Source organism: Microbacterium sp. GQ128, from assembly GCF_059758615.1.
In genome coordinates, this window is the sequence record NZ_JCAXDY010000002.1 from 77,668 (window position 1) to 100,546 (window position 22,879).

Genomic DNA, 22,879 nt, shown 5'->3' on the forward strand with positions numbered 1-22,879 from the left:
CCTAGCGGGTCCGGGCACCGCAGGAATCGCGGATCGTCAGCCTCGGCACGATCGAGATCTGCTGGACCGGCGACTGATCTCCCTCGGTGATCCGCGTCAGCAGGAGCGCCGCGGCCATCCGCCCGATGCGGTGCTTGGCCGGCGACACGGCCGTCAGCGGCACCGGGGCGACGTCGGCCACCTCGTCGTCATAGGAGACGACTGCGAGATCCTCGGGCACGCGCAACCCTCGACGCTGCGCGGCGACCTCAAGGAGCGTCGCCTCGCGGTCACCGAAGACGAGGGCCGCGGTGCAACCACCATCGACCATCTCCTGGAGCACGTCGTCGGCATGGGTCTGCAGCCACTCGGCACTCGTCCTCGAGACGATCGTGCTCACCATGCCCTCCAGGTGCGGGACGGACGCCTCATACCCGCGGCGGACTCCGGACGACGGAGCGGAATCCGCCCGCAGCGCCAGCGCGATCCGGCGATGACCGAGACGGTGCAGGTGGGACACCCCCTCGAAGGCACCGGCTTCATGATTCGAGCAGACGTACTCGGTCGGATCGAAATAGCCCAGGCTCCGGATACGTCTCTCCAGCATCACCACCGGTATCGGAATGCTCTCCAGCCGGCGGAGCAGGGTGCCGGGATCGGCATCGTCCGAGATGATGGGCGTGATAAGTAGACCATCGACGCCGGACTCGACGAACCGGGCGATCGCTTCCTGCTCGATGCGCGAGTCGTATTGCGAGGTCGCGAGGGCGATGGAGGTTCCCGAACCGGAGAGTCCCGCCTCGATGCCCTGGAGCACGGTCGGGAAATACAGGCGGGTATCGGGGATCAGCACGCCGATCGTGCGCTGTTCAGTTCGCTGCCTGGACGCACTCGACACGTACATGCCGGAGCCTTGGCGGCGGAGGATGAGTCCTTCGTCGACCAGGACATCGACGGCGCGCCGCACGGTGCTGAGCGAGTAGCCGGTGGACTCTACGAGCTGCTTCTCGGTCGGGAGCAGGCTGCCCAGCGGCCAACTGCCGGCCGCGATCCCTCGACGAAGCTCCTGCGCGAGTGCCTCGAACTTGAGCGCACGAGGCGTGAGGCCGGACGGGGTGGGATGCACTGCTGTCATTGTTCTTCCGATCAGTACACCCGCACCTGGCCCACCTGGACCAGGTCGGAGCCGTTCGTGCGGTGGCAGACGAGCCGGATTCGCGTCGTCGCAACGGGTTCGAACGCCACGGTTCGGTGACGTCGACGATTGTCCCGCACCGTGCCGAGGGTGCGCCAGTGCCCATCCACGAATGCTTCGAGATCGAAGTCGGCGACGATCTCGGGCGGTATCCGGTACTCACTCCGGACGTAGTGGAGATTGTTCAGGTAGGCGTTGACGTCGTCATTGAACACCACGCGCACCTCCGACGCCTGGACTTCGCGTTCCCACTCGAGCGTGAGTATCTCCGGCTCATCAGCGCCCAGGTCTCGTCGCGGACGCGACGACCACATCCGCGGTCCGCCGTAAGGTCGCCCGTACCCTCCGACGACGTTGGCCGCTTCCAAGCCCACGACGGCACCCTCGCATCGCATGGCAAGTCGAACGCGCGACAGCTTCTTGATCCCCCACCGCACCACGTCGTCCGGTCGATCGTCGACGAGGTGGGCGTCGATCTCGTCGACGTGGTCGGTGCCGCGACGCGTCATCGAGACCGCGCCGAACAGGTACTGACCGCTGATCCCCCACCGCACGCCCGGGGTCGCTTCGAGGACGATGACCGTCGACGCTTCCGGGCTCTCGCCGACCGGAAGCTCATCCGTCAACGCCACCCACCCGGCGTGTCCGGCCGGAAGGTCGATGCTCCCGGAATCGAGCGACACCTCCGGGAAATAGGTGCGGCCGTCGGGAGTCTCGAGCACCGTCCACGAGACGGTGGCGGCCTCCTCGCACGAGAGGTGCACCTGCACCGGCCCCGACTGCCCTCGTGGAACCAGGAAGGCGGTGTCGTCGGTGAGCGGGAGAGAGGAACTCGGGTCGTCGAGCTGATCCCACCGGAGCTCCGACGTCACCGTCACCGCCGCCTGCAGAGCGAGATTGGCGGGGTCGTCGTCGCGCACGCCAATGAGCGCGGCGTCCTGTCGCACCAACCGGCGCTGCAGGGTTCGGATGTGCTCATCGTGAAGCTCCTCCGGAGTCCAGTCCGATGCGGCACACAGAGCCGCTGCGGTTCCGGCGGCCTCACCCATCACCGCGCACGTCGCCATCACGCGCAGAGAGCCGAAGGCGATGTGCGTCGCGCTCACGTTGCGGCCGGCCATTAGCAGATTGCCGACGTCGATGGAGCGCAGGATGCCGAACGGGATGTCGTAGGTGCCGCGCGGGTATATCTGCTGCGCGGCCGAGCGCGGCTCGTACACGCCCTTCGACGGGTGCAGGTCGATCGACCATCCGCCGAACCCGATCGCATCCGACTTCTGTATCGCCGACGCGACGTCCTCCTGGGTCATGGTGTGCGCGCCGACGATGCGGCGATACTCTCGCTTGCCGGGAACTGAACCGACCCACTCCAGAGTGAGGTTCTCGGCATCCGGGAACCGCCCGGAGTTCTTGATGTGATCCCAGATGCCGTAGATGACCGCCCACAGCTCGTCCCTGATCCGCTCATTGTCGGCGACGATGTCCAACTCGCCGCCCCATTCGATCCACCAATAGTCTGCGCCGTTGTCACCCGTGCGAAGCACCCGGCTCTCCGGGATCGTCGTGGCCGCGAGGTCAATCGCGAACGCCGGCGGCACGAACGGCACCGGTTCGGATTCCTTACGCGTGTAGAACAGCAGCGTGCTGCCCAGCGTGAGCTCGTCCTCCTCCTCCGGTGCCAGGTCTTCACCGAACGCCGCACTCGACTCCCGGCCGAGTCGCGTCCGAGCGCCGGCCCGGGCTGCCACGGATCCGTCCCCGGTGGCATCCACGAAGGTGTGCGCGACCACAGTCACCTCGCCCTCCGAGCCCAGGACGATCCCGCCCACCGACGAGATTTGGTCTCCACGCATCCTCACCTCAGTGATGTGTGTGTTCAGGAGCAGGGTGATTCGCGGCTCCGCCTTCACGGCATCGAGCACGACGAGGTCCCAGTAGTACGGGTTGCCGAGTGGATTGCGGTACTCGTTCTCGACATAGAGCTCGCCGATGATTCCCGTCTCGCGCGCGAAGCGATGATGTCCCGTCGCCGTCGCACCGCAGACCCAGACCCGCACCTCGCTGCTCGAGTTCCCCCCGAGCACCGGACGATCCTGCACCAACGCCACGGTCGCTCCGTTGCGCGCCGCAGCGATCGCTGCCGCGACACCGGCGAGCCCCCCGCCGATGACGGCGACGTCGACATCGTGCCTCGTCCGATTGCTCATGATCCCTCTTCCGTTCTTCCCGGTTCCCCGGGGCTCACGCGATTCGCGAAAGGTCTTCGGCCCGCACCCGGTGCGCGAGCTCCTCGCCCGTGAGCATTCGGATCGCCTCGTCGACTGCTCCTCGGCCGAGCTGTTGGAGATCCGACCCCGTGGCACCGGCGAGATGGGGCGTCAGAAAGACGTTCTCCAGCGCCCACAACGCCGAGTCGGCGGCGGGGACCATGGGCTCGGTGACATCGAGGATCGCGAAGAGGTCGCGGGTGCGGAGCACGTCGATGAGGGCGTCCTGGTCGACGATCGATCCGCGGGCGGTGTTGATGAGTGTGGCACCCGCCCGCATGCTCTCCAGCAGCCAGCGGGTGATCATCCCGTGCGTGCCCGGAGTGGCCGGGGCGTGCAGGGACACCACATCGCTGTCGCGCATCAGAGTCTCCAACGACGTCAGCCGGGCGCCCAGGGAGTCCGCTTCGACGTCATCGATGTACGGGTCGTAGACGAGCACCTGGAGATCGTGCCGTGCGATGAGTCGCGCCACCGCACGGCCGACGCGGGACGCTCCCACCAGGCCGACGGTCTTGGCTGTGATCCCGAGCGTGTCGAGTCGAGACGCCCGATCGAGCGCCGAGCCTTCGCGGACGTAGTCCCGCCGCAGTCGGAACACGCCTTTCAGGCTCGCGACGATCATCGCTGCGGCATACTCGGCGACCGCCTCCGCGTTGCGTTCGACCTGGGTCGAGACGCGCACGCCCGTCTCCCACGCGTCGTCCGTGAGGAGCCGCTTCACCGAACCCCCCGTGTGGATGATCGCCTCGAGCGAGGGGAACCCGTCGAGCACGCCGGCAGAGATCTCGTGCGTCCCCCAGCTCGTCAGGAGCACCTCGGCGGATCGCCTGTCCTCCCCGTCGAGCACGCTCAGGTCGCCACCCACGTGCACGATGCGGCCGTGCTCGCGCAACGGCGCGAGCACGTTCGCAGGGAACAGTCTGTCGGCGTCGCCGTCGTCGGCGCTGATGACGATGGTCGGGAGCAGCCCGCGACCTCCACGATCACTTGACGGCACCGGAGGTCATTCCTTCCATGATGCGGCGACCGACCCACAGATACAGCAGGATCATCGGATAGATGACGATCACGACTCCGGCGAACAGGCCTCCCCAGTTGGAGTTGTACTGCATGGTGCCGTACAAGCGGAGAAGTGCAGCGGGCAGGGTCTGCTCGCTCGGCGAGTTGATCAGCACCAGCACGAGGAGCGCTTCGTTCCACATGTGCAGGAAGTTCAGGACGAACGCGCTCTTCACCGCCGGCCAGGCGACCGGCATCATGATGCTCCAGAACGTGCGCGCGGGTGTCGCCCCGTCGAGGGCCGCAGCCTCGGGAAGCGCAGACGGAAGCCCCCTGAAGGCGGCCGTGAGCAGGAAGATCGTGAACGGCAGAGAAGTGCCGACATAGATGAAGATGAGCGTGATCCGGTCATCCCACCACCCGAAGAGGATCTCCACGGCGAACTGGTGCACCTCCGTCTTCGCGATGAAGAGCGGGACGAGGATGGTCTGCACCGGCAGGGCCACACACAGCGCCGTATAGGTGTTGATGCCCGAGATCCACCGTCGCGAACTCCTGGCGAGCACATATGCGGCGGGGGCTCCGAGAGCGATCGTCAGGGAGGCGGAGATCGTCACGATGACGATCGTGTTGAGTGTCACGCCGCCGAAACCGGAAACCGTCCACGCGCTGACGAAGTTCTCCCACTCCGGCGACGCGGGAAGACCGAAGGGTGTGGCGAAGATCTCGCTGTCCGACTTCAGGGACGTGATTCCCACCCACACCGCCATCAGGAGGTTGAACGACACCCACAGCCACAGCGCGACCTGGATGCCGCGCGGGATGACGATGTCGCCGATGGGAGCGGTCCACCGTCGGTGCCCGGTACGCCGGAGGCGGGGGTGGCGGCCGGTCTGCACCGGTTGCTCCGCCGCCTCGGGGGCGCGAGGAGGCCTGGTCATGATGGTCACGACAGTTCCACCTTGTCTCTCTTCAGAAGTCTCCGCACGAGCATCACCAGGACCGAGGTGAGCAGGAAGAGCACCATGCCGATCGCCGACGCGTAGGCGAGCTGCGGGCTTCCGTCCGGACCGCCGGTCGTGGCGAGGTACTGCTGCACTGACGCGGTGCGCGCTTGGATGGGCGGCACGCCCTGGGATCCGACGAACGCGATCACGATCTCGAACGTCTTCATGCTGCTGATGATCCACAGCACGATCGCGACCGAGAGCGACTCCCAGCTCAGCGGGATGGTGATCATCCGGAACTGCTGCGTGCTAGTCGCTCCCGCAAGTTCCGCCTCCTCATACAGGTGCGCGGGGATCTGATCGACGCCCGTCGCGACGATCGCGAGGTAGTACCCGCTGACGCTCCACACGAGGCCGACGATGATCACCTGGAACACGACGTCCGGTGACAGCCAGGCTCTTCGCAAGGCGTCGAGCGAGAGCGCTTCGAGGATCTGGTTGAAGCCGCCGTTCGGATTGAGGAGGAAGCCGAAAGCCACACCGATCGCGATCGGCGAGATGATCACCGGCACGAACACGACGGACCGGATGAACGCTCCGCCCCGCATCCCGCGCAGTGCGATCAATGAGGCGAAGACCACCGTGAACACGAGGATGCCGCCGACGATCAGCAGCACCGCCGTGTTCACGAACGACGAGCGGAACGCGTCCGACGCCCACAGTCCGATGTAGTTGCGCAGGCCCACCCAGACGACCTCGTCTCCCGGTCCCGACCACGAGGTCAGCGAGATGACGGCCGTGAAAACCGACGGGATGACGAGGGTGATCGTCATCATCGCCACCGCGGGGACGAGGAAGGGCAGCGCGAGCCGATCGACACCGGTGGCATCGGTCGATCCCTGCCGAGCAGTGCGCCGGTGGAGGAGGAGAGGGGTCGCCATGGGGAGCCTGCCGATCAGCCGTTGGCTGCGATGTATGCGGCGGTCTGCTCCTTGCCGCGTGCGACGAACTCTTCCGCGGTGATGGTGCCCGAGAAGAGGGCGTCATCCAGAGGCAGCAGGATGTCGTTCCACCACGACGGGTGGAGCGCTGCGGCGAGATCGTGCGACTGCGTGACGGAGTCGGCGTTCTCGATCTGCTCGACCAGCCCGCGCAGCGTCTCCGGCTGCTCCACGCCCGCGCGTGCCGCGATGAACCCGGCCTCGGACGCGTACAGCTTCTGGAATTTCTCCTGAGCGGCGAAGGCGAGGAACTGGTTCGCCGCATCCATGTTCTTGCTGTCGGCGTTGATCGCGAGCCCGCTCGCGGTGACCTCGACCGTCGGTGTGCCGCCCGGGACCGCCGGGAACATGAACGTCCGAGCCGTGAAGCCGTCCTTCTGCTGGTCTCTCGTCTCCCCTTCCATGTACGACCCACCCAGCATGAAGGAGTGCGCTCCCTGCGCCCACTGATTCTGCGCATCCGGGTACTTCGTGCCCATGTAGTCGTCTTGGAGGTAGCCGCCGTCGACGATCTGCTGGACGCGCTGCGCCGCCTCGAGGACGTACGGCTGATCCCAGTTCTCCGGCGCCTCCGCGAGGGAGCGGAGCGCTCTCGGCCCTTCAGCCTGCACGAGCAGCTGATAGAGCCAGAACACGTTGTAGCTGGGCACCGTGCCGTCCGCGCCCAGGGGGGTGAGGCCATCCGCCTTCTGCTCGTCCAGGAGGGCGATGAAGTCGTCCCACTCCTGCGGAGGATCGCTCTCGAGTTCGGGGAACTGCGACGCGTCGAACCAGATCGCCGAGGAGTTGACGTAGGTCGGCAGGATCCCGACGCCCTCCTCACCCGATGCCGCCTCTCGGACGGCGTCCGTGAAGCTCTCGCCCACCGAGATGTCCTCACCGGGGATGTCGGTCTCCATCAGCCCGTCGAGGTCGGCCAGGAAGCCACGGCCTTCGTAATCCAGGATGTTCCGGCTTCCCGCGTCGAAGAGGTCCGGTCCGGTCCCGTTGCCGAGAGCGTTGATCAGGTTCTGCGTGACCTGGCGGCCGAGGTACTCGACCTCGACCTCGATGCCGGTCTCCTCGGTGAAGGCGGTGCGCACGGTCTCGAAGATCTCCTGCTGCGCCTCGCCGACGTTCCACGCCGACCAGTAGGTGAGAGTCGCCTTCGTGTCGTCATCGTCGCCCCCACGGATCTGTGTGCCGCAGCCGGCCGTCACGAGAGTGGTGACGAGCAGCGCTCCTGCCGCGGCCGCAACGCGGCGGCGAGCGCGATTCGAACTCAAATTCATTACGTACTCCTTTGTGACGTAGCTTCAGGATCCGCTCGGGATGCGCGGTGTTCTCTGATTCAACGGGTCCACAGAAGAATGAATCAAGCATGAATTCCGATTGATTCGAGGGTGATCACGCGAGCGCGCCGGAGAGCGCGCGACCGCAGGGTGACGCCCGTGAAGCGTGTGAAGGGTGGGCGCTCTCAGAAGTGGATTTCACACTCCGCGTGGCGCGCCCCGGAGGCGAGGGTCACCGCCACGCGGGAGCCCACGATCGCCACGGACCCGCCCGTGCAGGACGAGCTCGCTGGGATTCCGAGGCCATCGAACGTCACGCTCAGCGCGGTCACGGATCCCGCGTGCGCATCGATCGCGATGATCACCGCACCATCGGCACGGGTGCTGACGGCGACGGTGCACGGCGCACTCGCCGTCACCCCGTCCACCGTCACTGCCCGCCAGAACGCGAACAGACGCGTATCGCGCGCGTCGAACCGCAGCGCCTGGCACTCAGCGGAGTTCGCGAGCACCGCGAAGTTCGGTGCGGCGGCGAACGCCTGCGTCTCGGTGAGGGACGCTCCGGGCAGCACCGCGTACTGATACGACCGGCCGGAGAAGTTCTGGCCGTGCCAGAGCCACAGCGTGAGATAGCGGCGCGACTGCGGAGTCGCATCGATGCCCGCAGTGGTGTTGATGTCGGCCCACGAGCCGGTGCGCTCCTCGCGCTTCATCTTCACGCTGCCGCCGACCGGGAAGAAGTAGCCGCCGACACCGTCGATGTGGACGCTCAGCGGTCCGGTCGCGTTCTCCGTGCGTGAGCTCGGCAGCGTCCCGATGCGGACGACACCGTCGACTCGTAGTGTCGCCGCCCCCGCAGCGTGGAGATTCCGATTCTCGACGACGGTCTCGACGATGCCCCCGGTGGTGGAGGAGATGTCGGCGCCCAGGGCGACGAGGACGCCGTCCTGAGCGAACCAGGCTTTGCGGGCATGCATGTCGCTCCCACGGAACGCTCCCCCGGTCCCCGCGTGATCGTGCGGCGCATGGAGATCCTGCGCGAAGACCGTCGCCGCGCCCGGGGAGTCTGACGTCACGGTCGATCCGCCCGTCCATTCGCCGGGCGGACGCCCCTTTCCGGATGTGCCGCCGATCCGATCGGGGAGAGCGAGTTGCTCCACGGTCGTGCCGGGAAGCCGATAGCGATCGACCGTCGGCCAGAACTCGTCGTCGTAGTGGGTCGTGTCCGCGTCGTACACGTAGGTCATGCCGCTGCCCGAATGGTAGCCGCGGATGTTCTCCAGCGTGCTGCATTCGTACCAGGCGATCGTCGGGCTCGACGCCGCGATCGCGATCGCATGGTCCGCGTTGCGCACGATGCATCTGGCCATCGAGTTGTAGACGGTCGAGCCGGCCGACGGCTCGGGAACGGCGACCACCGCGCTGTTCGTCAGCGTGACGACCAGGCCCGTCCTCGCCACCGACCCCGTCTCGAAGATCCGCCCGGTGGAGTCCTCTTCCACCCAGGAGCGCACGCGCCCACGGATCTGCGCCGCCACCGGCGCAGGAGCAGCTTCCGCGAGCAGGAGCAGCCCCTCCGCCGCCTGGAAACCGGCATCCTGACTGCGGGCGAGCGGGCGGGCGACAGCGCGGCCCCGCACGTGGTCCATGACCCTCCCGCGGTAGACGACCGGCAGGTAGCTCTTTCCGACCAGGCCGAAGAACGCCTCATACTCCGGTCCGGCCTCCCCCAGGTCGAGAAGAGCGAACAGGCGTGAGGCCGCGAGGAGCAGCTCGATTCCATACGAGCCCGTGTACGGGACGCTCGCATGCTGGATCATCGAGCCGTCGGCGTGGAAGCCGTCGCCCTCGAGCACGGTCGCCCACACCGGCGCCAGACCCGCGCGCGCTCTCTCGAGTCTCGGGACGTCTCCGGCCAGAAGAGCGCGGACGATCACCGTCTGGCACATATCCATCCGGTTCGCCCCGGTCGACTCCTTCACGGGAAGCCCCTTGAGTGGGTCCAGGAACCACGGGTCCGGCACGAAGTGGTCGATCGCCGCACACCCCGCGGTGATCTGAGCAGGCGGCAGTTCGTCGCTGACGAGCGCAAGGACGCTCGCGAGCGCTCGCGGCGACCCGATCTGCCAGTCCCACCAGTTGTCCGCGGCCACCATCGCCGTGCCCGACGCGAACCCCGCCGCAGTGAGCGAGCCGAGACCCGACGAGATCTGCGCGACCAGGGTCGGATCGGCATGATGAATCGAGCCCGGGGTCGCCCATGCCAAGGCGAAGTCGAGCAGCCGCGTATACGACTGACGGATCTTCTGCGCAGTGCGCACACCCTGAGCATCGGGATTCGCGCCGGTCACAGGGAGATCGGTGAACACCGACACCGCGGTGGGATCGAGCATCGCCCGCCACCCCGTCACACGGGCGTCCAGCGCCGACAACGCCGTCGCGAACCTCGCGTCGGAAGGGACGACCTGGTGCCTGCCCGTGATGATGTCGGCCCATCGCGCTCGGAGTGCCGGGTCGATGCTCGTCGCGCTCGCCCACGATACGGGGAGCGTCGAGAAGATCGACTCCGCGAGCGTGAGCGCAGCCATGCCTGTGGACACCCGAAGGAGGGTGCGTCGTGTGAGCTGAACCATGAATCGTCCTCCGCATCGTCGCGTCTGAGACGGAACGTAGCTTCGGGCGAAGGAATGAGTCCAGAGTGAATGCGACGGCACGGACGGACCACCGACGACCTCTGCCCGAGGCACGGTGCACTCAGCAAAAGGAACCGTGCCCCGGACACAGGCCGCCGGGTGGGGCGGGCAGTCAGCCCAGGTGCACCCGCTCGGTGCGCTGGTGCTGGCGGCCGAGACCCTCGATCTCGATCGTCATCTCGTCGCCGTCCTGCAGGTACGGGAAGCGGCCGGAGAGCGCGACGCCCTGCGGGGTGCCGGTGTTGATCACGTCGCCGGGTTCGAGCACGAGGTACTGGCTCAGCTCGTGCACGATCTGCAGCACCGGGAAGATCATGTCGGCGGTCGACGAGTCCTGACGCGGTTCGCCGTTCACGAAGGCGCGCAGCCGCAGCGCCTGCGGGTCGACCTCGTCGGCGGGGACGAGCGCGGGACCGAGCGGGTTGAACGTCTCGGAGCACTTGCCCTTCGACCACTGGCCGCCCGAGACATCGAGCTGGTGGGCCCGCTCCGACACGTCGTTCGAGATCGTGTAGCCGGCGATCACCTCGCGCGCGGCATCCGGCGACGACAGGTACCGGGCCGTGTTGCCGATCACGATCGCCAGCTCGACCTCCCAGTCGACCTTCTCGGCGCCCGGCGGCAGCAGCACGACGTCGTTCGGGCCGACGACGGTGTTCGGATGCTTGAAGAAGATCACCGGATGCTCGGGCGGCAGCGATCCCGACTCGGCCGCGTGCGCCGCGTAGTTCTGGCCGATGCAGACCACCGCGGTCGGACGAGCGACCGGCGCGCCGATGCGCAGCCCCTCGACGTCCGCCGTGGGCAGCTCGCCGCGGCTCAGTGCCGCGCGGACGCGCCCGATGCCGTCGGACGCGAGGAAGGCGCCGTCGATCTCGGCGGTGAGAGGGGCGAGGTCGTAGACGGCGCCGGCCTCTCGGACGTAGGGGCGTTCCTGGCCGGGGGCGCCCAGTCGCAGCAGTTCCATGATGATCCTTCGGTCAGCGCGCGGCGGCGTAGGTCGGGTTGACGATCGGCACGGACTCGCCGGCGAGGTACCGGATGATGTTCTCGGCCGCGTGGACGGGGAGATCCGCCAGCGCCTCGGGAGAGAACCAGGCGGCGTGCGGGGTCAGCAGCACCTGCTCGAGGTCGCGGAGCGGGGAGTCGGCCGCGAGGGGTTCGCCCGCGAAGACGTCGAGGGCGGCGGCGCCCAGGTGCCCGGTGCGGAGTGAGGCCGCGAGCGCCTCCTCGTCGATGAGCGGGCCGCGGCAGGTGTTCACGACGACGGCGCCCGGCTTCATGGTCTCGATGGCCGCGGCATCGATCAGGTGCCGGGTCTCGTCGGTCAGCGGCACGTGCAGGGTGAGGATGTCGGCCCGGGCCACGGCATCCGGGATCTCGACGAGCTCGCACCCGGCTTCGCGCACGGCGTCGGCGGGGGCGTACGGGTCGGCGACGAGGACGCGGAAGCCCAGCGCACGGCATCCGTGGGCGACCATCGAACCGATGCGACCGAAGCCGAGCACCGAGACGGTGGTGGCCGAGGGGCGCACGGCGAGCGGGCGGGCGTCGACGGCCTTCCAGGTGCCGGCGCGCACGGCGCGGTCGTAGGCGGGGAGGCCGCGGGCCTGCGTCATGATCATCGCGATCGTGTGCGCGGCGACCTCTTCGATGCAATAGCCGGGGGTGTTCGCGACCGCGATGCCGCGAGCGGTGGCGGCCTCGACGTCGACCATGTCGTAGCCGATGCCGACGCGGCTGATGATGCGCAGGTTCGGCATCCGGTCCATCACCTCGCCGGTGATCTGCGCCCACTGCACGACGAGCCCCTCGGCGTCGGAACCGGCCGCGGCGATGTCTTCGCGGCTGCCGGATGCGGCGCGATAGGCACGTAGCCTCGCCTGGCGGAGGGTGTCTTCGATGACGGTTCCTGGCAGGTCGCAGTCGCTGACGAGGATGAAGGGCTCAGTCATGACAGCGATGCTATAGCATCTAGCAAATGTCTGCACGGCGTTGCGGCGAGCTGGCGCCGTGGGGTGGGGCTGTGGGGTGGGGCTGTGGGGGTCGCTCGGATCGAGGCCACCGGGGCGAAAACCCAGACGAACCGATGCGGCATCCGCGTGTCGAGGCTCGGCGCGCCGCAGCCGCCCTCGATCGTCTCTGTTCTGGCCGCGGCGCCGCACCCGCATTTTGCTATAGCATCGGGGCATGACTACGCGCCGCGCTCTGATCACGGGGGCCAGTTCCGGTATCGGAACCGCCGCCGCCCTCGACCTCGCCCGGGAAGGCACCGCCCTCTGGATCACGTATGCCGGGCGAGAGGCTGAAGCCCTCCGCATCGCCGAGGAGTGCCGCGCTGCCGGGTCGCCCGAGGTGAACGTCTCGCGCCTCGACCTGCGCGAACGTGAGTCGATCGACGCGCTGATCGCCGAGATCACGGCCGCCTGGGGCTCGCTGCACGTGCTCGTCAACAACGGCGGCGTCTGCCCGTACACCCCCTATGACGACATCGACTTCGACGAGTGGGACATGGTCCTCGAGACCAACGCCCGCGGCACGTTCTTCCTGACCCGCGGCGCCCTTCCGCTGCTCCGGGCGGCCGAGGGGGATCGCTCCGTGATCAACATCGCCTCGATCGCCGGCCAGGTCGGCGCACTGCAGACCGGCATCCACTACGCCGCGAGCAAGGGAGCGATCCTCGCCATCACGCGCAGCTTCGCCCGGCACCTCGCATCCGAGGGCATCCGCGTGAACGCCGTCACTCCCGGTCCGGTCAAGAGCGCGATCACCGACCAGTTGCAGGGCGCGGGCCGCGAGAAGCTCGAAGCCGGCATCCCGCTCGGGGCGTTCGGGCAGCCGGAAGACGTGGCCTGGATCATCACATCGCTCGCGTCGGAGCGCGCTCGCTTCATCACCGGAGCCACCTACGACGTCAACGGAGGCGTTCGCATTGACTGACCTCTCTGCCCCCTCCCGCGCTGCCGTCTCCCGCTCTGCCCTCGACACCGTGCAGGCGCAGCTCGACGCGTTCAACGCGCACGACCTCGACGCCTTCGTGGCCACCTATGCACCGGATGCCGTGATCACCGGCGTCGCCCCCGAACCCGTGGTGGGGTCGGTCGCGATCCGCGCGTTCTACGAGCCGCGGCTGCAGAACCCCGAGCTGTCGTGCGTGATCGAGACGAGCGTGCTGTTCGGTGCCCGGTGGGTCGTCGCGCAGGAGCAGGTCATCAACGGGGGCGTCGCCACCGAGACCGTCGCGACCTTCGACGTGGTCGACGGGCTGATCTCCCGCGCCTCGATGCTCAAGGCCTGAGGCTGCGCAGGACGCGGCGTCACATTCGGCGGTAGACGTCCGAGCGGTGGGCGATGCGCAGCACATACACGGTACGCGCGTCCTCATCGACGCGAACGACGACGCGGTACGCGATACCGATGTAGCCGCTGCGCTGCCCGTCGAGCTCGGCGCCGAGCGCCTTGGTCGTCCGCAACGGGTTTTCGGCGAGCGGTCCTTCGAGGAATCGGAGCACCGCATCGGCGAGCTTCGGTTCCAGTCGATGCAGTGCGCGAACAGCGGGGCCGGTGAGCTGGATGTCGTAGTGCTCCGGCATCACCGGCGGGTCAGCTGCTCTCGCACTTCTGCGAGGCTCAACGTGCGACCCGCGGCGATGTCGGCGTCGGCCTCCGCCACCTCTTCGGCGTGCTGCGGATCCTGCAGCAGCGCGAGAGTGGCCTGCAGCGCTTCGAGATCGTCGACGCTGAGCATGACGACCGCAGGCCGCCCGTGGCGCGTGATGGTCACCGCCTCATGCGTGGTGTCCACTGCTTCCACCAACTGCGAGAATCTGTCCTTCGCCTCGCTGACCGAGATCGTCTGCACATCCATAAATATAGCCTAAACTCAGGCCTGTTTATGGGCCGATATTCTGGCCACAGCTGGGGTCGCTGAAAGAGGTGTTGCCCTGCGGGGCATCCCCTCTCGCCTCTCGCCCGGGAGGAGAACTCCGCGTGGGGAGGACCCTTCGCGGCGACAAGTCCTCCCGACATGGAGTTCTCCTCCCCACGCCGCGTCACCCGGATCAGAGGAGTGCGCCCCTACCCCGCGTGCGCGGCCGCACCGGCGCGGTTCGCCTGAACGAGTGCGACGACAGACGTGGCGAGGAAGACCGCCGCGACCACGATGCCAGCGACGAGGGAGACAGTGCCTTCGGTGACGAGCGCGATGAGGGCTACAGCGAGACTGACGACGAAGCCGATCCAGACGGTCTTGGCCGCCGCGCGGTGGGATGCTGCCCACGACGCGTCACTTCGCATCGTCGCGTTCGTGCGGATGCCGGCGAGCCGATTGCGGCGCAGTCGACCGCGGCCGGCGAGTTCCGTCAACACCGCGGTGAGCAGCAGCAGCGCAGAGAAGACCAGGGCGAGGGCGTCCATCCCGGCAGTCTAGATCTCCGGGCTCAGCCGCTCGATTCGCACTCCGCGCGCACCCGTGATCCCGTGGTCGCGCGTGAAGCAGCCCTCCCGACATGAAGGAGATCTCGCGAAATGAAGGAGCCATCCGCGAGAAGCCTCCTTCATATCGTGTGATCTCCTTCAGAACGCGCGGTCACAGCGGCCAAACGCGCGGTCACAGCGGCCGAACGCGCGGGCGCAGCTGCCGAACGTGCGAGGCCCGGCGCGGCTCACTCGTGCTCGGGCAGGATCGGCGACGACCACCCCGGGTCGCGACCCAGTTGCGCCGCCCGCGAGACCGAGGTCGAGCCGTACCGCTCGCGCAGCGTGTCGAGCACGGAGTCGAGTCGCGCCTCATCACCCCAGTCGATCGGCAGCTCGGGCTGCACGTTGCCGGCACGGTCGAGCTGCGACAGCGAGATGCCGATCAGGGTGATGCCGCGCGCGGTGATGTCGGCCTGCGCCGCGGCGAGCAGGGCGCGGGCCACCGTGAGCACGATGGCGGTGCGGTCGGTCGGTGCGCGGAGCGAGCGGGAACGGGTGGCTTTCGTGAAGTCGCCGAACCGCAGACGCAGCACGACGGTGCGGCAGACGCGGTCGCCGTCGCGGAGCCGCCGAGCGAGCCGGTCCACGATCTGCGTGAGGATGAGGTCGAGCTCCTCGGCAGATCGCGGGCGACTCCCGAGCGCACGCTGCGAGCCGATGGATCCCCGCCGCCGGGTGGCGTCGACCGGTCGCGGATCCCGCAGCCGGGCCAGGGCGTGCACATGCGCGCCCGTCGCCTTGCCCAGCATCCGCTCGGCCGTCGCGGCTTCGAGCTCGGCGAGCTCGCCGACGGTGCGGATGCCGTAGCGATGCAGCTTCTCGGCCGTCACGGCCCCCACACCCCACAGCCGTTCGACCGGGAGCGGCAGCAGGAACTCCTCCTCCCGCTCGGGCTCGACGACCAGCAGACCGTCGGGTTTGCTCACGGCGCTGGCGACCTTGGCGAGGAACTTCGTGCGAGCGACCCCGACCGAGATCGCCAGCCCGGCCTCCGCGCGCACGCGTTCGCGCAGCCGCGCCGCGATCTGCTCCGGCGTACCGGCGATGCGTCGCAAACCTCCGACCTCGAGGAACGCCTCGTCGATCGAGAGGCCCTCGACGAGCGGGGTGGTGTCGCGGAAGATCGCGAACACGTCTTTGCTCGCGGCGGAGTAGGCGTCCATGCGCGGAGGGACGACGACGGCGTCGGGGCAGAGCTCGCGCGCCTGTCGGCCGCCCATCGCCGTGCGGACCCCGCGCGCCTTCGCCTCGTAGCTCGCGGCCAGCACGACACCGCCCCCCACGATCACGGGACGCCCGCGCAGTTCGGGCGCATCACGCTGCTCGACCGAGGCGTAGAACGCGTCGAGGTCGGCGTGCAGCACCGTGGCTTCCCCGCGCATCCGTTCTCCCGTCGACGTGCGGATCGTCGCACGGACCGGGGACATCCGGGTCGGGATCGAGCAGGGGCGGCGGGATGTCGGTGCTCGCGGATATCGTAGGCGCGTGCCGGAACCGGTGATGCAGTGGTGGGCGCGACGGCAGTTCTCCCGCGGTCGCGCCGTTCCGTATGACGTGGGCACCTACCGCGCCGGATGGGCGGCGTACCCCGAGCTGATCCGCCAGTACCACCCGGAGCTGAACCACGGCATCGCCCTCTCGCAGATCCCCCTCGCCGCCGACGTGCTCCTGTGCTGGGAGTGCCCACTCGGGCATCGGTTCGCCGCCACCCCGACCGAGCAGCGCGAGCGGCCCGGACAGGTGCGGCGCCGCTCCGCGTGGTGTCCCGAGTGCTCGGCGCTCGCCCGCCCGCAACCGGTCGTGCTCGGCGAAGCACGAGCCATCCCCCGCAAACCCCGTCGCCCCATGTCCACGCTCTGCACCAAGACTCCCGACCTCCCCACCGGCACCGCGTTCGTGAGCGAGTGCGCGCCGCGCCCGGCCTCCGCGGCGGAAGGACGCCTGCGGGCAGAGCTCGCGGCGAGGATCGAGTTCGACGCGGCGGTGAACGCGGTGAAGCTGTCCCGCCCGTTCTTCCGCCACACCGAGGTCTGGCCCGACATCGTGTTCCCCGAGCTGCGGGTCGCGCTCGAGTACGACACGGTCGGCCGTCACGGTCTGGAGCACGTCGGCAAGAGACAGGATGCCGATCTGCGCAAAGACCGCGCTCTCCGCGCCGCGGGGTGGGAGGTCATCCGCATCCGCACCGGGAAGCTCGAGCCTCTCGGCCCGCACGACCTCGCGCTGTCGTCGGTGAGCGGGAAGAGTATGGCGCGGATTCTCGACGAGCTGCGGGTCATTCGCGGCGCGCTCCTCGTCGACGCGTATCTGCGGTGATGTGGGTCTAGGTATGCCAGGCGTCGAGCAGCGTCCGGCTCCGTGCGGCGTGCGGCGCTAGGTCACTCTCCCCGGCCGCGCGGCCACCCGTCGCGAAGGAGAACTCTCGAAATGAAGGAGCCGACAGCGCAAACGGCCTTCATTCCGCGAGTTCTCCTTCAGAACGTGCGGCGGCCGCCCCTCAGCCCTTCCCGAGCCGGAACACGCCGGGATCGAGCGTGAAGCCGAGGCCCGCAGCATCCGTCGGCCGGATCCGCCCCTCGAACGACGGACCGCCGTGCACGAATGACGGCGCCGGGTCATAGGGGTTGATGCCGCGCGCGAAGGTCTCGACGCCGATGTCGAGGTGGACGGTGACCTCCGGATAGACGTGCCCCGACACGGGCACACCGCGCTCGGTCGCCCAGGCGATCAGCTCGCGCGCGGGCGTCACACCGCCGATCGCCACCACGTCGATCCGGAGCGCATCCACTTCACCGACCTCGACCAGAGCCTTCAGCACCGCAGGGTCGGTGACCTCATCGCCGACCGAGACGGCAAGTCCCGACTCCCGACGGATGCGCGCGACCCCCGCGGCGTCTTCGGGGAGCAGCGGGTCTTCGAGCCAGGCGAGCTGCGGGTCGCCCCACTGCGCGATCTCGGCCAAGGCGGCATCGGCATCCGGCCAGCCGAAGCCGACGTCGACGATCAGACCGGTCGCGGAGGGAAGCTCGGCGTTCAGCAGCGCGAGCAGCTCACGCATATATGCCGGATCCGGAATGCGCGAGATCTTCACGTGCGTCCAGCCGCCCGCCTGCGCGAGCACCTCGTCGGCGACCTCGCGCGGAGCCCGATCAGGCGACGGATATGCGGCGACGAGGATCGAGTCCCGCGGAGCGTCTCCGGTGCCGAGCAGTTTCCACAGCGGCACGTCCGCCCGCCGGGCCGCGATATCCCACAGCGCGATGTCGACCAGGCCGATCGCGCGGCGCACCAGACCCACCCGGCCGACGATGGCACTCCCGCGCAGCATCCGCTCCCACGTCGACGCAGGGTCGTCGGCATCCGCACCCACCGCATGCCCCGCGACGAGCCGGTCGACGATCTCGGCCATCGGCGCCTCGCGCGAGAGGCAGTACGCGACGCCGGTCGTGCCGTCGTCGGCCGTCGCCTGCACCGCGCTGTACTCGCGGCGGGTCACGGTCATCGCGCCGAGCTGCAGCGGGGCGGGCAGGGGCAGCGCGGCCGTGGCCGTGTCGATGCGGGCGATCGCGCTCATTCGGGCTTCTTCGCCAGGGGCACGCCGTAGTCGACCATGAAGCCACCGTCGACGTACAGGGTCTGACCGTTCATGTACCGCGACTGGTCGGAGACGAGGAAGCTGACCGCCGCGGCGATCTCGCTCGCCTCTCCCAGGCGCTTCGCGGGGATGCGCGACAGGATCGTGTCGAGGCTGAGGGTGCCCGCTTCGACGCCCTGCCGGAACACTCCCGTGTCGACGTAGCCGGGGGCGACCGCATTGACCCGCACACCGCGCGAGGCCCACTCGGCACCGGCGGTCGAGGTGAGGCCGATCACCGCGGCCTTCGTGGTGGCGTACGGCGCGCGCCCCGCCGACCCACGGGAGGAGATCGACGAGATGTTCACGATGCGGCCCTCGCCGCGCTCCAGCATCCGCTTGCCTGCGGCCTGCAGTGCCGCGAAGACGCCGTGCAGGTTGACGTCGACCACCGCCGACCACTCGTCCCAGCTGAGGTCTTCGATGCCGCGATGGCGCTGGATGCCGGCGTTGTTGACGAGCACCTCGATGGGCCCGAGCTCGGCCTCGATCTCGCCGAACACCCGGTCGACGCCGGCGTGGTCGGTCACGTCGAGCTCGCGCCACAGGATGCCGGCAGGGTTCTCTCCCGCGGTGAGTCCGGCCACGCGGTCGGCGGCGACGACCGTGTAGCCGTCGGCGGCGAGGCGCTGGCCGATCTCCCAGCCGATGCCGGCGGATCCTCCGGTGACGATGGCGACGGGGGCGGTCATTGCTCTCCTCAGGTTCGAGATTTGCTATAGCAAGTGTAGTGGGCGGGGCAGCTCAGCGGTCGAGCAGGCCCGTCACCACGGCGGTGACGTGCTCCTCGAGCAGATCGAGCGCACCGGGAGCGAGCGGGGTCTGCCACGCCTGGTACGCGCCGCGGTCGTAGGCGTCGCGCGTGGGCAGGTACACGAAGCCGGGGCCGTTCGTGAGGTTCATCACGACGATCGGCGCCTCAGGGAACCGCGCCCGCAACGTGGTCTGCAGCCGCGAGTACGCCTCGCCGGGGTGCCCCACGATCACCGCATCCCCGAGCCGCCAGGCCCAGACCGGATGCTGCACGGTCGGGCCGTCGATGTAGCCGTCGCGCAGGTTGCGCGCGCGACCGAGGCGTTCCTCGCGCGAACGCGGATCGATGTCCTTCCACTCCTCGGCGAGTTGGTCGAGCGTCGGCAGGTCGCGCAGCGGCAACTCGACGCTCGTCACCGAACCGGCCGCGCCCTCCCCGCCCCGAGCAGCCTGCCCCGCCCAGATCGCCAACGGAGCACCGGACTCCACCACGCCCTCGAGCGTCAACTCCTCCCCGGGCGCCGACAGCGAGTCGAGGGCCGCGAGCACCGCGTGCCCGAGCGAGCGTCCGTGCCGGTCGGCGACCGTGACGTCGCCGGTGTACTGCTCGCGCGGGGCCAGCTCGCCGGAGGCGCCCTGCACGAACAGACACGGCGCACCCGTGGCGGCCTCGACGATCTCGCGCATCGCGCCGACGTAGTCCGGCGACACCTCCCGGCTCTGCCAGGCGAGCGTGGTCGGGTGGCACGCGTAATTCACGAGCGTCCCGCGCACGACCCCGTCGACGCTGAGGCGGCCGATCATGACCGTGTCGTCGGCGGAGCCGGCCGGGTTGTACCCCACCAGTGCTCGACCGTCGACGTCGAGTTCTCGATCGGCCGCGAGCGTGCAGCGCCCGCTGGTCCACTCGATGAGTCCGGGGACCGCCCCGTCGAGCGCCTCCCGCCCGGCGGCGATGCCCGCGGCGGCGAGCGCCTCGAGGTACCCGGGAATCAGCTCGCCGCCGGGCAGGTGCGCATCGGCGGCGCAGAGCACGGCACCGGCGTGAGTGTGCGAGAGCGAGAGCATCAGCTGGTCGGGATCGAGCCCGAGCCCGTCGAGGATCGCCCCGCGGACGCCCTGCTCGTCGGCCACCCGACGCCACCACGTGCCGTCCACGGCGAGCAGCAGCCGCGGGCGCTCGTCACCGCCGATCACGGCGAGCGCGGTCAGCTCGAACGGACGATGCGCGCCCTCGGAGCGCTCCCAGTCGGCCGGACCCCAGTTCTTCGCACGGATGCCGAGCGGCGGCGTGATGTCCTGCCGGGCAACGCCGATGCGCGCTTGGGTGCGGGGGATGCGGATGCGATCGCCGAGATGGGTGGCCGATGCCGTGTCGTTCACTCGAAGTCCTCCATGTGCTCCATGATGCCGCCGCTCACCCGACCGTCAGCACGTCGGCGATCAGCACACGGTCTCCGGCCTCGGGGAGATCCGCCTCGACGCCACGCTCGACGTTGTCGCTGTAGAGGAGCGTGGACGGGTCCGAGAAGCCGTCGGCCAGCCGCAGCCGTCCGCCGACGAACTGGCTGCCGGTGACGCGCGCGTGGTTGACGCCGGTGCCGATGTCGACGTGCGCCACGCCCTTCGGCGCCGTCGAGGTCACGCCGTTCAGACGCCAGGTGATGACCCCGGAACCGGCGGCTCGGGACAGCATGGCTCCCTCGCCGCGCTCAGTGCTGAGCTCGACCCCGTCCACCGCGATGACCTGGTCGCGCACCGCGGTCGCGGTGAGCAGGACATCGCGCACCGCGCCGCCTCGGATGGTCACCCGCGACGCACCGAACTCGGCCGCAGCACCCTTCGCGGGACCGCTCAACCGGCAGTCGACGAACTCGACGGCGCCAGCGCCGCGCGCCTTCACCCCGTCGATCCCCGTGATCGTGCAGCGCACGAAGCTGACGGGCACCGTGACCGGGGTCTGGATCAGCACCTGGTCTTTGGGGAGCGCGAAGGTGCAGTCCTCGATCGTCGTCGGCCGCGAGGATCGGGCCGAGCGCTGACCGATGGCCAGCAGTCCGGCGGTGCATCCGCGCAGCTGGGCGCCGTCGGCGTTGATCGTCATGGTCGCCTGCGGGTCGAAGGTCGACCGTCCGATGACCCGGACGTTCTCGAGCGTCAGATCGCTGATCTTGGTGCCGGCGACGAACCACGAGCAGACGTGGTCGCGCACCGTGATCCGTTTGGCGGAGGTGCCCCACTGCGCGCCGGAATTGGCGATGTCCATGAGCCCCGAGTTGCCGATGAAGGTGAGGTCGTGCTCGTACTGACCGTGGGTGGTGAACGGGTTCCCGCCCTGATCGTCGCCGTCACCGTGGCAGTTCTCGACGATGCAGTACGCACTGGCGGTCAGGTCGTTGAGGTGCCGCGCGTTCGACGACGTGCAGTCGCTCACCCGCCCGTAGAGGCAGTAGATCTGCTGCGTGAGGTACCCCGCGCCCCCGTAGAACACCGTGGGCGGGTTCTCGACCGAGCAGCGTTCGGTCGTGAAGTGGGTGTTCCACCGCCGCATCACGACCGGCCACCAAGTGCGGCTCGCGTGCACGTCGGCGACATCGCAGTGGATGGCGTACTCGAAGGCGATCGGATGCGATCCGGTCAGCTCGCGGGAGTCGGGGAACGAGCCGTCGGTGGGTCCGGCGAAGGGCCCGGCGCCGAGGAACCGCATGTTCGAGATGCGCACTCCGTCGACGGGGGCCATCTGCCGCCAGGTGAGCTTGCGGCCCTTGTCCAGCGGCCAGCCGTTGAGGTAATCGATCCGGATGTGCGTCCCATCGATCTGCTGCGTCACCTGGACGAATCGCTGGATCTCGCGCTCATCGGCTCCGCCGCCGGCGACCGAGTCGCACTGCACCGCCCACCAGGAGTCCACCGGGAACTTCGCCGCATCGGGCACGGCGACGGCATCCGTGAGCTCGGGCCAGGCCTCTGCCAGCGGATGCTCGACGACGACGTCTCGCGACTCCCCGGTGAAGAACATCACCGCACCGAACGGGTTGTCGTGGGTGTTCGCCTCGATGCCCTCCGTCGAGATGACATGACCACCGAAGTCGATCTCGAGGTGGGACCGCGTGAAGCGATGCCGCCGCTGGAACAGCAGATCCGTGTGCGCCTCGATCCGGGCGATGCGGGGATCGTTCACCATCGCGGCGAGCGCATCGTCGGCCGCCGTCTTCGGCCCCGTGATGCCGAAGACCCGGAAGTCGACGGTGCCGTCGTGCTGCAGCAGCCAACTGGTGCCGCGCTTGCCGGCGATCACCGTGCCACCGTTGGGCTTGCTCTTCGCGTTCTCGCTGCCCACGTACACGAGCAGCCCCGCGTCGCCCGGCGTCCGGTACCCGGCGACGATCGCCACCTCACCGTCCCGCGCGCGGAGCCGCGACAGCTCGGCGACGGATTCCGCCCGGGTGATGTCTTTCGCCCCCATGGCGACGGGCGCCGCCTGCGCGGGTGTCGTGGCGGCGAGGGAGCCGGCAGTGCCGAGCGCGACCGCACCGAGCCCGGCCATGAGGGCGCGGCGACCGGTGGAGCGCACGCTCCCCTCCCGCGACATCGCCTCCGCGGGCGCATCCGCGGGCGCATCCGCCACAACGGGCGATCCATCGGTCATGACAACCCC

The 22,879-nt window shown here is 69.0% G+C and carries 20 protein-coding genes; 3 read left to right on the plus strand and 17 right to left on the minus strand.

Features of this window, described 5'->3' with window-relative positions; translation table 11 throughout:
• Window position 1 precedes the first annotated feature (1 nt).
• From AC6CHX_RS06400 to AC6CHX_RS06440, 9 genes are all read right to left on the minus strand, one after another.
• On the minus strand, window positions 2-1,114 hold the full coding sequence (locus AC6CHX_RS06400) for a substrate-binding domain-containing protein (RefSeq protein WP_498272110.1): 1,113 nt from the start codon (window positions 1,112-1,114) through the stop codon (window positions 2-4).
• A gap of 11 nt (window positions 1,115-1,125) precedes the next feature.
• Window positions 1,126-3,381, minus strand: a complete 2,256-nt coding sequence (locus tag AC6CHX_RS06405) for an FAD-dependent oxidoreductase (protein WP_498272111.1) — start codon at window positions 3,379-3,381, stop codon at window positions 1,126-1,128.
• A 34-nt stretch (window positions 3,382-3,415) separates the two neighbouring features.
• A complete protein-coding gene (locus AC6CHX_RS06410) occupies window positions 3,416-4,441 on the minus strand; it encodes a hydroxyacid dehydrogenase (protein ID WP_498272112.1) in 1,026 nt (341 codons plus the stop codon).
• Window positions 4,428-5,384, minus strand: a complete 957-nt coding sequence (locus AC6CHX_RS06415; protein ID WP_498272113.1) for a carbohydrate ABC transporter permease — start codon at window positions 5,382-5,384, stop codon at window positions 4,428-4,430. Before AC6CHX_RS06415 ends, AC6CHX_RS06410 begins: the two co-directional genes overlap by 14 nt.
• A gap of 5 nt (window positions 5,385-5,389) precedes the next feature.
• Window positions 5,390-6,331: a carbohydrate ABC transporter permease gene (locus tag AC6CHX_RS06420; RefSeq protein WP_498272114.1), complete on the minus strand. Its 942-nt coding sequence runs from the start codon at window positions 6,329-6,331 to the stop codon at window positions 5,390-5,392.
• Between the two features lie 14 nt (window positions 6,332-6,345).
• Window positions 6,346-7,662 carry an ABC transporter substrate-binding protein gene (locus tag AC6CHX_RS06425; protein WP_498272115.1) on the minus strand — a complete coding sequence of 439 codons (1,317 nt, stop codon included), beginning with the start codon at window positions 7,660-7,662 and terminating at the stop codon, window positions 6,346-6,348.
• Window positions 7,663-7,847: 185 nt separating this feature from the next.
• The gene (locus tag AC6CHX_RS06430) at window positions 7,848-10,295 is read right to left on the minus strand and encodes a polysaccharide lyase 8 family protein (protein ID WP_498272116.1); all 2,448 of its coding nucleotides are present in this window, start codon (window positions 10,293-10,295) and stop codon (window positions 7,848-7,850) included.
• A gap of 172 nt (window positions 10,296-10,467) precedes the next feature.
• Window positions 10,468-11,322, minus strand: coding sequence for a fumarylacetoacetate hydrolase family protein (locus AC6CHX_RS06435; RefSeq protein WP_498272117.1), 855 nt, complete (start codon window positions 11,320-11,322; stop codon window positions 10,468-10,470).
• Window positions 11,323-11,335: 13 nt separating this feature from the next.
• Window positions 11,336-12,310: a C-terminal binding protein gene (locus tag AC6CHX_RS06440; protein WP_498272118.1), complete on the minus strand. Its 975-nt coding sequence runs from the start codon at window positions 12,308-12,310 to the stop codon at window positions 11,336-11,338.
• Between the two features lie 235 nt (window positions 12,311-12,545).
• On the opposite strand from AC6CHX_RS06440, the gene AC6CHX_RS06445 reads away from it, so the two are divergent.
• Both AC6CHX_RS06445 and AC6CHX_RS06450 read left to right on the plus strand, forming a co-directional pair.
• Window positions 12,546-13,295 (plus strand): SDR family NAD(P)-dependent oxidoreductase, encoded by a 750-nt coding sequence (locus AC6CHX_RS06445; protein WP_498272119.1) that lies wholly within the window; start codon window positions 12,546-12,548, stop codon window positions 13,293-13,295.
• A complete protein-coding gene (locus AC6CHX_RS06450) occupies window positions 13,288-13,653 on the plus strand; it encodes a nuclear transport factor 2 family protein (protein ID WP_498272120.1) in 366 nt (121 codons plus the stop codon). Before AC6CHX_RS06445 ends, AC6CHX_RS06450 begins: the two co-directional genes overlap by 8 nt.
• Window positions 13,654-13,672: 19 nt before the next feature.
• Here AC6CHX_RS06450 and AC6CHX_RS06455 read toward each other — a convergent pair whose 3' ends face one another.
• The 4 genes from AC6CHX_RS06455 to dinB all read right to left on the minus strand — a co-directional run bounded on the left by AC6CHX_RS06455 (window position 13,673) and on the right by dinB (window position 16,216).
• A complete protein-coding gene (locus AC6CHX_RS06455) occupies window positions 13,673-13,948 on the minus strand; it encodes a type II toxin-antitoxin system RelE family toxin (protein WP_498272121.1) in 276 nt (91 codons plus the stop codon).
• Window positions 13,948-14,223, minus strand: a complete 276-nt coding sequence (locus tag AC6CHX_RS06460) for a type II toxin-antitoxin system Phd/YefM family antitoxin (RefSeq protein ID WP_498272122.1) — start codon at window positions 14,221-14,223, stop codon at window positions 13,948-13,950. The genes AC6CHX_RS06455 and AC6CHX_RS06460 overlap by 1 nt, the downstream gene beginning before the upstream one ends.
• Before the next feature lie 209 nt (window positions 14,224-14,432).
• Window positions 14,433-14,771, minus strand: coding sequence for an SdpI family protein (locus AC6CHX_RS06465; protein ID WP_498272123.1), 339 nt, complete (start codon window positions 14,769-14,771; stop codon window positions 14,433-14,435).
• Window positions 14,772-15,019: 248 nt separating this feature from the next.
• Complete coding sequence (gene dinB / locus AC6CHX_RS06470; protein WP_498272124.1) at window positions 15,020-16,216, minus strand: DNA polymerase IV; 1,197 nt, start codon at window positions 16,214-16,216, stop codon at window positions 15,020-15,022.
• 103 nt (window positions 16,217-16,319) lie between these two features.
• On the opposite strand from dinB, the gene AC6CHX_RS06475 reads away from it, so the two are divergent.
• Window positions 16,320-17,150: a putative endonuclease domain-containing protein gene (locus AC6CHX_RS06475; protein ID WP_498272125.1), complete on the plus strand. Its 831-nt coding sequence runs from the start codon at window positions 16,320-16,322 to the stop codon at window positions 17,148-17,150.
• Window positions 17,151-17,331: 181 nt separating this feature from the next.
• Here AC6CHX_RS06475 and AC6CHX_RS06480 read toward each other — a convergent pair whose 3' ends face one another.
• From AC6CHX_RS06480 to AC6CHX_RS06495, 4 genes are read right to left on the minus strand one after another with little or no spacing between them, the layout of a single operon-like run.
• The gene (locus tag AC6CHX_RS06480; RefSeq protein WP_498272126.1) at window positions 17,332-18,408 is read right to left on the minus strand and encodes an enolase C-terminal domain-like protein; all 1,077 of its coding nucleotides are present in this window, start codon (window positions 18,406-18,408) and stop codon (window positions 17,332-17,334) included.
• A complete protein-coding gene (locus tag AC6CHX_RS06485) occupies window positions 18,405-19,160 on the minus strand; it encodes an SDR family NAD(P)-dependent oxidoreductase (RefSeq protein WP_498272127.1) in 756 nt (251 codons plus the stop codon). The genes AC6CHX_RS06480 and AC6CHX_RS06485 overlap by 4 nt, the downstream gene beginning before the upstream one ends.
• A gap of 52 nt (window positions 19,161-19,212) precedes the next feature.
• Window positions 19,213-20,604: a hypothetical protein gene (locus AC6CHX_RS06490; protein WP_498272128.1), complete on the minus strand. Its 1,392-nt coding sequence runs from the start codon at window positions 20,602-20,604 to the stop codon at window positions 19,213-19,215.
• A 34-nt stretch (window positions 20,605-20,638) separates the two neighbouring features.
• Window positions 20,639-22,870, minus strand: a complete 2,232-nt coding sequence (locus AC6CHX_RS06495) for a peptidase C14 (protein ID WP_498272129.1) — start codon at window positions 22,868-22,870, stop codon at window positions 20,639-20,641.
• Window positions 22,871-22,879: the final 9 nt, after the last annotated feature.